Genomic DNA, 12,112 nt, shown 5'->3' with positions numbered 1-12,112 from the left:
GCCATAAGTCTAAGTTTGAGAATGATATGGTGTTTTTTGATTATGATTTATAAGCATTTATTTCCTCATTCTGACCTTCCTGTTTTTCTTTGTCACTGTCTTTGAACTGCTATTTCACTGATCTCAACGTTTTGAATTAACTGAAAGTTCTTTACAAGGTTAACAAAATGTTATGCCTTGGTTATCTATTGGTAATTTTAAATTTGTAACAGCACCTGAATAATTACTTCGTCGTCGTCAACAGGTCGTTGCACACGCATTACTGTTAACACTCAATCTCTTAACAGGAGAGAGACCCGTGAAAAAAACAAATAACACAAAACAGCCTGTCACCCGGTTTAACCGCAAATTTCTGGCATCAGCCGTAATGCTGGCCATGTGCCCCGCTGTTGCTACTGCACAGGACAATGAGGCAGAACAATCTGCCGATGTAGAACAAATTGTTGTAACCGGCTCCCGTATAGCCCGCCGGGATGAAAGTGCGCCAAGCCCGATTATGACGGTGGGTGAGCAATTTATTGAAGATACCGGTCAGGTGAATGTTGAAGCCACCATGAATGAAATGCCCCAGTTCACCCGCGATTCGTCAGGTGGCCAGGGGACCGGCGGCCGTGCGCTGCTGGACTTACGTGGTCTGGGCGCAACCCGTAACCTTATTCTGCTGGATGGACGCCGTTTGCCTATTTCAAGCTCGTCCGGTGTGGTAGATACCAACGTGTTACCAACTTCTGTTGTGCGCGATGTGGAAGTGATCACCGGTGGTGCTTCGGCGGTGTACGGTTCTGACGCGGTTTCAGGTGTTGTGAATTTTGTCACGCAACGGGGTGTTGAAGGCTTGAACGTGGATGTGCAGTACGGCAACTCCATGGAAAATGACTATGCCAGTTACAATGCCTCGGTAACTGCCGGTGCAGTCACAGAGAAGAGCAGCCTGTTTATCTCTGTCAGCTCTGCCCGTCAGGATGCACTGTACGGCAAAGATCGCTTTGATTTCTTCCAGCTGGGGATCCCTTCTTCATATATCGGCACAGGTACCTTTGTCCCTTCTGCCACCAATCTGCCTGACCAGGCCGTGGTGGATGCCATGTTTGCCGGATACGGCTATGGTTCTGTGCCTAATAACAATAACCTGGGTTTTAATGATGACGGTTCGCTGTTCAGTAAGACCGGCGCTGTGAATTACATGGGCAGCGACGAGAGCGACTACCGCATTGTCAATGGCAACGTGCGTATGCCGGTACAAATTCAGGGCATGTTGCGCCCGCAAACCGATCGTAAAAACTTGTTTGCCCGCTTCGATTACGAGTTTTCTCCTGCCGTTACCGGTTATGCGCAGGCATTGTTTACTGACCATACGGCAGTGACCAACTCAGGTGGCACACTGACCCAATTCGGTACGCCAACGATTCCTGTCACTAACCCGTTTATTCCTGACGATTTATCCACGTTACTGGCATCCCGTGCCGACCCGGCGGCACCGTTTTCTTACAATGCCCGTTACGTGATGACACCGGCAAAAAGCTGGGATGAAAACTACGTGACTCAACAATACATTGTGGGCCTTGAAGGGGATACCGGATTCCGCGACTGGACGTTTGATGCCTGGGTGTCATGGGATAACTCCCGTCACAACCAGGTACAGCACAATGCCGTGTTTCTTTCCCGTGTACAAACCCTGTTTAACGCTGCTGACGGTGGCGACAGTATTTGTGCCGGTGGGTATAACCCCTTCGGCCTGGCAAATGTGCTGAGTATGTCGGACGCTTGTCAGTCATACATTAGTGGTGATACTCACAGCACTGAAGAATTACAGCGTACCGCCTTTGACGTTGTGATACAGGGTAGCTTATTTGAACTGCCTGCCGGCGACGTGATGTTCTCGGCATCGGCGAACTACCGCAACGATGAGTATTATTTCAGTCCTGATAAGGCACTGGCCGAACAGGATGTACAGGCGGTCATCGCGGCACAGCCATCTGCCGGTTCTTCCGATGTGACCGAGCTGGCAGCAGAGTTTATCATTCCGGTAACAGACTCGTTTGAAATCGGTACGGCCTACCGTATGTCTGACTACGAGTACTCAGGTACCGTTAATGCCTACAAGCTGGATGGTCTGTGGCATGCCACGGATGAAATTATGGTACGTGGTGGTTATCAGCGTGCTATCCGTGCGCCGAATATCAACGAACTTTTCAGTGCCGCCACCGGCAGCCAGGTCACGTTTGGTAACCCACCTTCCGGTGGTGAGCCTTGCGATGTGCGCACCGCTGCGCGCGCAGCAGACAGTAGCGGCGAGCTTCGTGGTCTGTGTGTTGCCATGGGGATCCCGGTTGAAACCGTAGACAACTATCTGTTTCCGACTACAGCCACGGCAACGTTGAGCTCGGGCAACATTGAACTGCAACCGGAAACCGCTGATACCTACACCCTGGGCGCGGTATGGAATACAGAGTTTGGTTCAAATCAGACACTAGTGCTGTCCGCAGACTATTACTCCATCGAAATTGAAGATGTGATTTCTGCAGTACCGGGGCTCACAGCTATCAATAAATGCCACAACCTGGATGGCTCAAACCCGACTTATTCCACAGACAATGCTTACTGTCAGTTGCTGTCGCGGGATCAGGACGGCTATCTGGAACTGGTACGAACGCCTTACTTCAATCTTGGTCAGCTGGCAACTGACGGTATGGACTTCCAGGTGAACTATAAATTGTCTACCGGTGCCGGTGACTTCTCTGTGCACTCGGTTATCACCTATGTGAATTCCTATGAAGTGGTGACATTGCCGGGCGATGAAGGTGTGGATGAAGCGGGTACCATCGGGTTTATGACAACACCACGTCCTAAACTGCGGGCGCAAAGCAGCTTCGGTTATGAAAAAGATGCCATGAGCCTGACTCTGCGCTGGCGATTCACCGACAGCATGGATGACCGCAGCACGCTGACGAATACCGCCAGTACGGTACCGGGTGTACCAAGCTACAACAAGTTTGATTTGGTAGGACGCTATCGTCTCACCGACAGTATCAATCTGCGTGGCGGTATCAGCAATCTGTTCGATAAAGATCCGCTGGTGGTGGCCGGAACGCCCGGTATCACTGATAACGAGAGCTACGACATCGTTGGCCGTTCTTACTTTGTCGGTGCCACCATGTCTTTCTGACCCTGAAAAAGGCAGCGTTTAATCAGCGCTGCCTTTTTGCTTTTCAGGTTTTGTTTTATGCGAGGTTGGGATTGTTGTTCTCGCAGATGTGCCACTACCGGCAGAAGCGGTGTCTTCTCCGGTAGTGTTTTTTCATAACAAGGAGAACGAAATGAAAGTTTCTGTTATTCGTCATTTAGCTGTACTGCTTGCTCTGTCTACCGTAGTACCTGCAAAAGCCGCAGAGATGACAACGCAATTAGATACATCAGGCACTATTACTATCCATAACGCTTCTGTTCCGCTACCTGATGCCTTAAGTGAAGGTGGCCAGGCTGTACTGAAACGCAGCGGCGCAACCGAAGGGCCGGGGGCTCCCATGCCGCTGCCGTCTGATATCACCGATATCAAAGAAATCCGGAAAGTGTACAACAACAATCTGCAACCCTATGTGGATCATATGAAGTCGGTGTTTCCCGTAGACATTGAGGAAACCACCATTAACGGTATTTCTGCCGCTATTATTACGCCGAAAGGTGGCGTGTCTGAGAAGAATGCAAACCGGCTTATTCTGAACGGACCGGGCGGAGGCTTTCGCACCGGCGTGAGAGCCAACGGTTTACTGATCAGTATTCCTGTTGCGGCACAAATGAAAGTGAAGGTGATATCTATTCTGTACCGGCAGGGTCCGGAACACCGTTTTCCTGCTGCCAGTGAAGACTTACTGAAAGTCTGGGATGTGGTGTCCAAAGAAGTGCCGCCTGAGAATATTGGTATGGTGGGATGTTCTGCCGGTGGCATGCTAGTGTCGCAAACCACAGCTATGTTAATTGACGCCGGACGGGCTGTTCCTGGCGCATTGGGCGTGTATTGCGCCGGATTAGGCATGACGCCGTCGGGCGATTCGGTGTTTACCGGTAAGCTGAGCATTACCAATATCGAAGCGGATATGAAGCCGGTTACTGCGCCTGCCCCACGTAGCGGAATGTCTTACTTTGATGGTGTGGATACCACGCAATTCATTGCAGCCCCGCTGAACGACGCAACTAAGCTGGCTCAATTTCCGCCGGTACTGTTTTTTACCGGTACCCGGGATTTTCTTATGAGCGGCGCGGCATACAGCCACCGCAAATTACTCGCTACCGGTGTAGAAAGCGATTTGCTTATTTATGATGGTTTGTACCACGGTTTTATGACCAATCCGGATTTTCCTGAATCTCAGGAAGGGTATGGCATAGCTGCAGATTTCTTCGATAAGCATCTGGGGCAGTAGGGTATGTTTTTAATTCTCCCGTTAACACAGATCGCCGGCCGGGCTCTCTCCCGGGTGGGGCGGCTGGCGCTGGCCGCTGTCATGGTAAGCGGTGCAGCATTGGCAGAAGTGCCTGCTGTACAAAAGGCCACAGACATCATTACAACGCAAAGCGGAAAACTGCAGGGTAAAGTACTGCCCTCAGGCATACAGGCCTGGTTTGGTGTGCCTTACGCGCAGGCACCGCTCAGAGAACTGCGCTGGAAAGCACCGCAGCCGGTCAACTGGCAGGGATTGTTTCATGCCGACCGTATGGCACCCCAGTGCATTCAGCCGTTGCGTAACAGCAATATTAATCACTACTTCAGCCACGAAGCCACCAGTGAAGATTGTTTGTACATGAATATCTGGGCGCCTGAAGCGGCGAAGGCCGGCGACGGTTTGCCTGTGGTGGTATGGATCCACGGCGGAGGCTTTACCATCGGTTCGCCTTCCATGGCCATTTATGGCGGCGAGCCGCTGGCAGAAAAAGGCGTGATCACCATCAGTATTGCCTATCGCTTGGGGATCTTAGGATTTATGGCGCATCCTGAGTTAACCGCACAGTCGCCTGACGGCGCATCGGGCAATTACGGTTTGATGGATCAGCTTGCTGCACTGCGCTGGGTAAAACAGAATATCCGACAGTTTGGTGGTGATCCGGAGAACGTGACTATTGCCGGTCAGTCCGCCGGTTCAGCGTCTGTGTCTTATCTGCAGGTGAGCCCTCTTGGCAAAGGTTTAATCAGCAAAGTAGTGGGGATGAGCGGTTCGGCGTTTATGTTTCCCATGACGTCCCGCCGGGACGCTGAGCAAACCGGGGTGGCCATTCAGTCATATTTCAAAGCCGAAAACATCAATGCACTGAGGCACATCTCTGCGGATCAGATATTAAAAGCACAGCGGGATTGTCAGTTGGGATGTTCCGGCAGCTTCAAGGCCGGGCCGGTTGTCGACGGCTATGTGCTGCCTGCCCAGCCTGCAATGTTATTTGCAGATAAAGCAGGCAGCGATATACCCGCAATGATTGGATTTACCCGCGATGAAGGTTTCAGTCCGCTGGGCAGCGTGAAATCGAAAGCTGAATTGGCCGCGCTGGTGAATCAGCTTTATCCCGGTAAGGCGGATGAATTGCTTAGCCGCTTTACAGTCAACACGGATGCTGAGGCAATTCGTGCCGGTAAAGATATGGCCAGAGATAGCACGCTGGGGTTGAGTATGTGGCGTTGGTCACAGGCACAAACGGAAAATCTGACATCGCCGGTATTCCCTTATGTGTTTGCACACGTGCATCCGTATACCGCAGGCATCACCTTTGCCGATCACGACCCGAAGATGGCCGGTGTGTATCACACCGCTGATGTGCCTTACTGGCTGGGTACGCTGGATGCCCTGAATATCTACCGGGCAACCCGCACCTATACGGCTTTCGACCGTGAGCTGAGCAACGCCATGCAGCAGGCTATCGTTTCATTTGCACGCACCGGTACGCCAGCCTTGCCTGATGGAAAAAGCTGGACACCTTTCACTCCGGATTCGCCGGACGTGGTGATGTGGGGCAGTGGGGACAGTATTTCCCAAACCGTGCCCTGGCCGAATGCTGAGGACATGACGTTCTATGCAGACAATCCGGTATTGATGACGCCGCCGGCACCAACAAAAGAAGGGGCGAGAGCGAGAGACTGATTAGAAAGAAACAGCGGCAGATGCCGCTGTTTTTTTGCTCCTGATTAAAACAGGTTCAGAGTGAGGCCAGAAAGGCACTGATCTCATCGTCAAAACTATCTGGGCCGTGATTGCTGTCGAAGTTATCCAGCGGCAACGATAATACCGGGATCCCGGCTTTGCGAAGCGCGCGCAATACGAAAGGATCGGCATCAGATAACGCCACCGCACCGTTAATGTGGTGAGTGCGGGCTTCTTTTACGTGCCAGGCGCCGGCCCAGGTGGGCATTCTCAGTTCGTCGCCCATGGTCACAAACCGGGCGGCCAGTGCTTCCAGCGCATCATCTTCACCGGAGAACTCGCGAATATATCCGTCTGCCGCCAGCGCAAGATACATGCTCCATACAAACACGGCACCATGACTTTCCTGCCAGCGCTGATAGAACTGCATATTGCTCCACAAGCCTCTGCCTACCCACATAAGCCGCAGTTTTTCATTACTGCAAACAGATTCTCCCTGTTCCACTTTTGCTTTCACTTCTTCGTAAAATGCTTTGGCGGCATCACGGGCCCATTCTGTGCCCCGGTGCCACTGGGGCACCATGGTTGCGGGCATCGTATCAACCACACTTACCGGCACAGGACAGGTACTGGCAAGCAGATCTCGGGTTTTGCGGTAGTACTCTTCCTGTTCGTTAACCAGCGTCATAATGCGGGTAAACGCCTGCATGTCGAAGGTCTCACCGGTATGCGCTTCCAGAGCCGCGATAGCGTCTTTCAGCTCAGACGTCAGCAACGCGACCCTTTCCGGTTCCAGTTCCGTTTTCCAGTCATTCGGGAGCTTATTCCACCAGTCTTCATATAAGTCATTCCGGCATTCCACCGTGCGCTCAAACATAAACAGATTGGCGCCGGTCTCCCGTGCCCAGTGATCAAAAATTCTGGGTGTGGCGTCACTGCCAAGAACAGTCTGCAGAAACTGTGGTTGTGGCAGACCTCCCCAGGGAGCCTGCTCCGGGTCTTTGTCAAAGTACGCGGCAATACCCTGCGCACTGTAGGCTTCCACATTGCCGGGATACTTATTCGCTTTCAGTAAAGATGTGTACCGTTTCGACTGTTGCTTGGCTGCCACGATGGACGCCCACCACTGATTCACCACAAACGGCAAACCCATGGCTCTGAGCATTTCCTGAGGAGAATTCGCATTCACCACGCCAAATTGTGCACCCTCTTCAGCGCTTGATCTGACAGACTGAAACCATTCCCGCTGATACGTGCCAAAATCAGCCACTGATGCCAGTGCTTTTTTACTTCGTTCAGGTTTAGGGCGGGGTTTCCTGGGGGAGGACATTGCTTTTGTCGCAACCTCCCCGGCTGACACTGCCCGGCTTTGATGTTTACCGGCAAATAATACAAGAGTGCCAGGAAAGGGGCTGCCAGTCTCCCAGATACCGGTATCAATGCCGTGTTGAGATAAGTAACCGCTGATAAATCCGGCATCCCATTGGGATGCTTCATCACCTTTCGCTGTGAGATAAATCACACCTCTGGCTTTCACCGCAGAAATCTGGCCGGCAATATACTGCGCCCGGGTGAGGGCAGGAATAAGATAGTCCGGGCAGGCCCGTGCGGGGTCTGCAATCACATTTTGCCAGTCATCCGACACCACTGGTCCGGCAACACGTTTGTCGCCCCAATCCTGCCAGTCTCCGACAATATGAATGCCGGTCGCTTCAAGTTCGCGGTAGCACCGGTCATTGAGTTGGGGTAAACCGGCGATAATGATGCGCTTTTTAGTTTTATCCGACAGTTCTGCTGCACGGCCTGATTCAATCTCTGCCAGTAATGACGCCGCCCGTTCACACCACTCGTGCGGTGTATAAACCATGGTGGCTGCAACACAATGGTGGAACTGGCTTCCACTGATCCGGGGTTTAAAATCGTTGCGCTTTTTTAACAGCTCACCGAGCAGCGTTCGCTGCCGCTCCTGAATCTCAATATCAAATGTCAGCTCTTCTGCGGAAGCTTTGTTACCTGAAATTGCCGACATATCTGCAAGCCAGGTGTGTAGCTGTGCAGCCCGCGTGAGGTTATATCTCGCAGAGCTTTCGCGCATCTGATGAAGATGATCATAGAAATGGATGTGTCTTGCCGGCAGCTCTTCATCGTTAAAAAGCTGACGCAAGGTGGCAAACAGCTGCGGTGTCTCATAATCGCTGTGGGTGAGCAGCAGCGGCAGGGCATCTTTGTCATCAAATATTTGCTGCAATAACGACCGGCCACTTTGCGACATGTTCGCCGTGCCCACCAGTGCATCGGCATCGGGGGTTGGCAAATTATCATCTGAAACTAATCGTACCGGACATAAGCCCGCAGCGCGGATCAGTTCGTAGGGAGCATCACTACCCAGCACGCGTATAACCTTCCTGCCTTCGCTGACATAGCGTTTTGCAACATCACTGGCGTATGCCGGAGTGATGGCAAACGGGAAGCCCTGCAAATTAGCCATTAAATCACTCCTGTTTCCATCAGAGACTGCATTTGCTCCTGCGAATAGCCCAGCATTTCAGACAGTACTTTTTCATTGTGCTCACCAATATGCACCGGCAACACATCATCAAAGCCTGTGCTGGCACCGGAGAACAGAATAGGAATACCGGCGGTGTGGAAATTATCTACCGTGCCGTATTTGGGGTGGGCAACAGGATTGGTCTCGTTGCGCGAAGCAACACGAGGATCATTCATGGCTTCTTCCGGATGGCGTACCGGTGCAACTGGCACGCCCTGCGCCTCAAGCCTGCTGACCACTTCACTTACCGGCAATTGTGATGTCCATGCGGTAATAAGTGCTTCCAGTGTATTGGCATTGGCCACTCTGGCATCACGGTTACAGTAGCGGGGGTCTTCACCCAGCTTTTCATTTTCCATGGCACGGAACAGTCCGCGGGCCAGCTTTTCATGCACGGCTACCAGTGCAATATAGCCATCCTCACATTCAAATACTCCAAAAGGTGACAGTCGCTGAACGGTGAGGCCGGTGCGGGCCTGCATGCCCGCCGCTTCCATGGCTGCCCAGTTTTCAATGGCAACAAACGAGGTAAGGGCACCCAGCATAGATACATCGATGTGTTGACCTTCACCGGTTTTATGTCGTTGCTCAAGGGCTGAAAGAATACCTATAACCGAGAACACCGGTGCCAGCATATCGGCAATGGGAATACCAATGCGTACCGGCGGTTCGTTCACAGCACCACTGGCGTACATAGCGCCACTTAAGGCCTGAATAATAATATCCATGGCCTTACCGCCCTCTTTGGTGGTGGCGCCAAACCCGCTCAGCGAGCAGTAAATCACCCCGGGATTTACTGCTTTAGAGGCTTCGTAGCCAACGCCAAGACGGTCTGCCGTGCCGGAGGTGAAGTTCTCGACCACGATATCGGCGGTTTTCACCAGATCCAGAAATACATCCTGTGCACCGGGTTTCTTTAAATCCAGCGAAATGCCGTATTTACCCCGTGCTCGGGTAAGGTGAGATACCGATACATCATCATCGTGATGCTTTTCAATGACAACGCCGTTCTTCCCCACATAGGGGCTATTCTCACGGGCGAGGTCGCCATGTTTGGGATCTTCAATTTTGATCACTTCTGCGCCAAGTCCTGCAAGCAGTAGCGTAGCGTACGGACCTGCCAGAGCGCGGGTTAAATCAATTACGCGTAAGCCTTCCAGAGGACGCGCTTTCAGTGCAGTGCTGGTTGTCATAATTGTTCCTTTATAATCTGGTCGGTGTCGCTTTTGCTGTAGCCCAGCGACCTCAAAATCTGTTGCGTGTCTGAACCGGCAGTGCGGCCGGGAAAGCCCGGCTTTGCCGGCGTATCAGACAGCTTTACCGGCGCACCTATGTGAATAACCGGCGTACCGTCGGGTGCTGACTGGTTGATAATCATTTCCCTTGCGAGGTTGTGTTCATTTTCAAGTGCTTCAGGGATGGTCAGTACCGGCGAAAACTGGGTGCCGGCCTGTTCGAAAATGCGGCACCACTGCGCCTGAGTCCTGGTGGCCATCACGCTGGCAATTTCGGCTTTCATGTCAGGCCACCGTGCTTTATTCATTTGTTCATCTGCCAGAGCCTGTAAGCCAATAGCTTCGCAGAATTGTTTCCAGTAGCGGGGTTCCATGTCGGTCGTGACAAGCCACTTATCATCTGCCGTCCGCCAGATGCCGCTGTCTGCCCGGTGCATGCCTTTGGCGGGCAGGGTGTTCAGATCCGGCGCGCGGGAGAGCACATTGATGATGAGCGCTAAAGACGCGTCGCTCATGGCAATATCTACCTGCTGGCCTTTTCCGGTAGTCTGCCTTGCCAGCAATGCTGCCAGTACGCCAATGACTGCGTTGGAACCGCTGAGCAGATCTGCCACAGGTACGCCGGGAAAATCCGGTGCTGTTGCGTTTCCGCCCATTCTTGAAAGTGCACCGGCTGTGGCTAGGGCAATGGGATCATGCCCGGGCTTATTCGCATAAGGCCCGGTTTGTCCGCATAAGGTGACAGAGCAGTATATGAGTTTCGGGTTAATGGCTTTTAGCGCATCGTAGCCATAACCCATGGATTCCATCACACCCGGACGGTAATCCTCGACCAGTACGTCCGCTTGTTTAATTAATTTGAAGATGGCCTCTTTCGCTGAAGCGGTACCTGGATTCAGCAGAACAGACTGCTTGCCTCGGGTGAGGATGTCTTTAGCTCTTAACTGAGCATTTTCATCATCAGTTAATTTATCCCAGCCAAATACCTTCTTTTGTTTCGCTACTTCCCGGGGATTTTCGATCCGGATGACCTCTGCGCCAAGATCCGCCAGCATCCAGGTGCAATACGGTCCGGGCAGGAATTTACTGAAGTCCACTACACGAATGCCGTTCAATGGCGTGGTCATATGCGGCCTCCCAGAAACGCCTGACGACCTTCGTCCAGTGCGGGAGCCCGTCTTACCGGTGGCGTTGTGCTTTCCGATGACGCCCAGAGGGGCCCCGGGTATTTAACATCGTTAATATCAACCCAGAGTTCGCGGGCGGCATGCTGACTACTGGTTAAGCAGTCATCGGGCGTATCGATTTGCGACAGACCAAGCCCGTTTTCAGCAGACCAGGCGGCCAGCGTAGCTTTATCATGCTGCATAAAAAAGCCGGCAATGTGGGCTTCCCAGTTTTCCAGTTGTGCCTGTGGCATGTCGGCAACCAGAATCTCTTCCCAGCGGATTTCAGACAGCTCGCCGGCATGCTCGCCCATGACGCGGATAAAGCTTTTCATCATTGCCGGATTATCTACCAGTGCCCAGGTAACGAAGCCGTCTTTACACGCCCATACCTGCCTGACACCGGATTTACCCCGAACCAGAAGGTTACCGGTGCGGTTACCTGTTTTTCCGGTCCACGCCCAGGTGAGTGGTTCACGATAGTTGGCCAACACGGCTGACTGAAAAGCCGATACTTCGACTAACTGACCTTTGCCGGTCAGAGCCCGTTCATGCAACGCTGTCAGTGCGCCGGTTACCGCCTGAATCGCGCCCAGTGCATATGCCTGCTCGCCGGGCAATGTCAGGGGCGGGCGGTCCGGATCGCCGACAATGGTCATCAGGCCGCTACGGGCCATCAGTGTGAAATCTGAAACCGGCTCTGAGAGGGTTTCGCTACCGGGCATAAACCCACTGATAACCACATCAATGATATTCGGCCTGAGGTCCTGCAAATACCGATGGGGAATGCCTGTGGTACGGATAACAATGTCAGCCTCTGCCATCAGTGCAGAAAATGCAGATGTGTAAGGCGGGGCAACAACCGAGCGTTTACCGTGATTCCATGCAGTGAATGCCTCCGGATTTTCTCTGAGCGGATCGCCGGACTCAGGTTCCGCTTTAATCACTGTAGCGCCCAGTTCCGCCAGCATGCGACCACTGAAAGCACCAAGGTGAGAAGTAAGATCAATGATTTTGACATGAGATAACATGACACACTCC

Annotated in this window: 7 protein-coding genes; 3 read left to right on the top strand and 4 right to left on the bottom strand. The window is 52.6% G+C overall.

Features of this window, described 5'->3' with window-relative positions; genetic code table 11:
• Nucleotides 1–298 precede the first annotated feature (298 nt).
• The 3 genes from DS731_RS16890 (at nt 299) to DS731_RS16880 (ending at nt 6,122) form a co-directional block, all read left to right on the top strand.
• A complete protein-coding gene (locus DS731_RS16890; protein ID WP_119502434.1) occupies nt 299–3,166 on the top strand; it encodes a TonB-dependent receptor domain-containing protein in 2,868 nt (955 codons plus the stop codon).
• A gap of 151 nt (nt 3,167–3,317) precedes the next feature.
• Complete coding sequence (locus DS731_RS16885) at nt 3,318–4,418, top strand: alpha/beta hydrolase fold domain-containing protein (protein WP_119502433.1); 1,101 nt, start codon at nt 3,318–3,320, stop codon at nt 4,416–4,418.
• A 3-nt stretch (nt 4,419–4,421) separates the two neighbouring features.
• Nucleotides 4,422–6,122, top strand: a complete 1,701-nt coding sequence (locus DS731_RS16880; protein WP_119502432.1) for a carboxylesterase/lipase family protein — start codon at nt 4,422–4,424, stop codon at nt 6,120–6,122.
• Between the two features lie 55 nt (nt 6,123–6,177).
• Here the strand turns inward: DS731_RS16880 and DS731_RS16875 are convergent, their stop codons facing one another.
• The 4 genes from DS731_RS16875 to DS731_RS16860 are packed head-to-tail and all read right to left on the bottom strand — an operon-like array spanning nt 6,178 to nt 12,102.
• Nucleotides 6,178–8,610 carry a 2-hydroxyacyl-CoA dehydratase family protein gene (locus DS731_RS16875; RefSeq protein WP_119502431.1) on the bottom strand — a complete coding sequence of 811 codons (2,433 nt, stop codon included), beginning with the start codon at nt 8,608–8,610 and terminating at the stop codon, nt 6,178–6,180.
• Complete coding sequence (locus DS731_RS16870; protein ID WP_119502430.1) at nt 8,610–9,863, bottom strand: CaiB/BaiF CoA transferase family protein; 1,254 nt, start codon at nt 9,861–9,863, stop codon at nt 8,610–8,612. The genes DS731_RS16875 and DS731_RS16870 overlap by 1 nt, the downstream gene beginning before the upstream one ends.
• On the bottom strand, nt 9,860–11,032 hold the full coding sequence (locus tag DS731_RS16865; protein ID WP_119502429.1) for a CaiB/BaiF CoA transferase family protein: 1,173 nt from the start codon (nt 11,030–11,032) through the stop codon (nt 9,860–9,862). Before DS731_RS16865 ends, DS731_RS16870 begins: the two co-directional genes overlap by 4 nt.
• Nucleotides 11,029–12,102 (bottom strand): CoA transferase, encoded by a 1,074-nt coding sequence (locus tag DS731_RS16860; protein WP_119502428.1) that lies wholly within the window; start codon nt 12,100–12,102, stop codon nt 11,029–11,031. The genes DS731_RS16865 and DS731_RS16860 overlap by 4 nt, the downstream gene beginning before the upstream one ends.
• Between the last annotated feature and the right edge of the window lie 10 nt (nt 12,103–12,112).

The sequence above is a fragment of the Alteromonas sp. RKMC-009 genome, from assembly GCF_003584565.2.
Taxonomy (GTDB): domain Bacteria; phylum Pseudomonadota; class Gammaproteobacteria; order Enterobacterales; family Alteromonadaceae; genus Alteromonas.
Note: the sequence above shows the minus strand (reverse complement) of the source record. Positions and strands in the feature narration are given on the sequence as shown.

Coding starts and splice junctions, on each gene's coding strand:
- DS731_RS16865 (WP_119502429.1), bottom strand. CDS start 11,032: ATGACCACGCCATTGAACGGCATTCGTGTAGTGGACTTCAGTAAATTC.
- DS731_RS16870 (WP_119502430.1), bottom strand. CDS start 9,863: ATGACAACCAGCACTGCACTGAAAGCGCGTCCTCTGGAAGGCTTACGC.
- DS731_RS16880 (WP_119502432.1), top strand. CDS start 4,422: ATGTTTTTAATTCTCCCGTTAACACAGATCGCCGGCCGGGCTCTCTCC.
- DS731_RS16860 (WP_119502428.1), bottom strand. CDS start 12,102: ATGTTATCTCATGTCAAAATCATTGATCTTACTTCTCACCTTGGTGCT.
- DS731_RS16885 (WP_119502433.1), top strand. CDS start 3,318: ATGAAAGTTTCTGTTATTCGTCATTTAGCTGTACTGCTTGCTCTGTCT.
- DS731_RS16875 (WP_119502431.1), bottom strand. CDS start 8,610: ATGGCTAATTTGCAGGGCTTCCCGTTTGCCATCACTCCGGCATACGCC.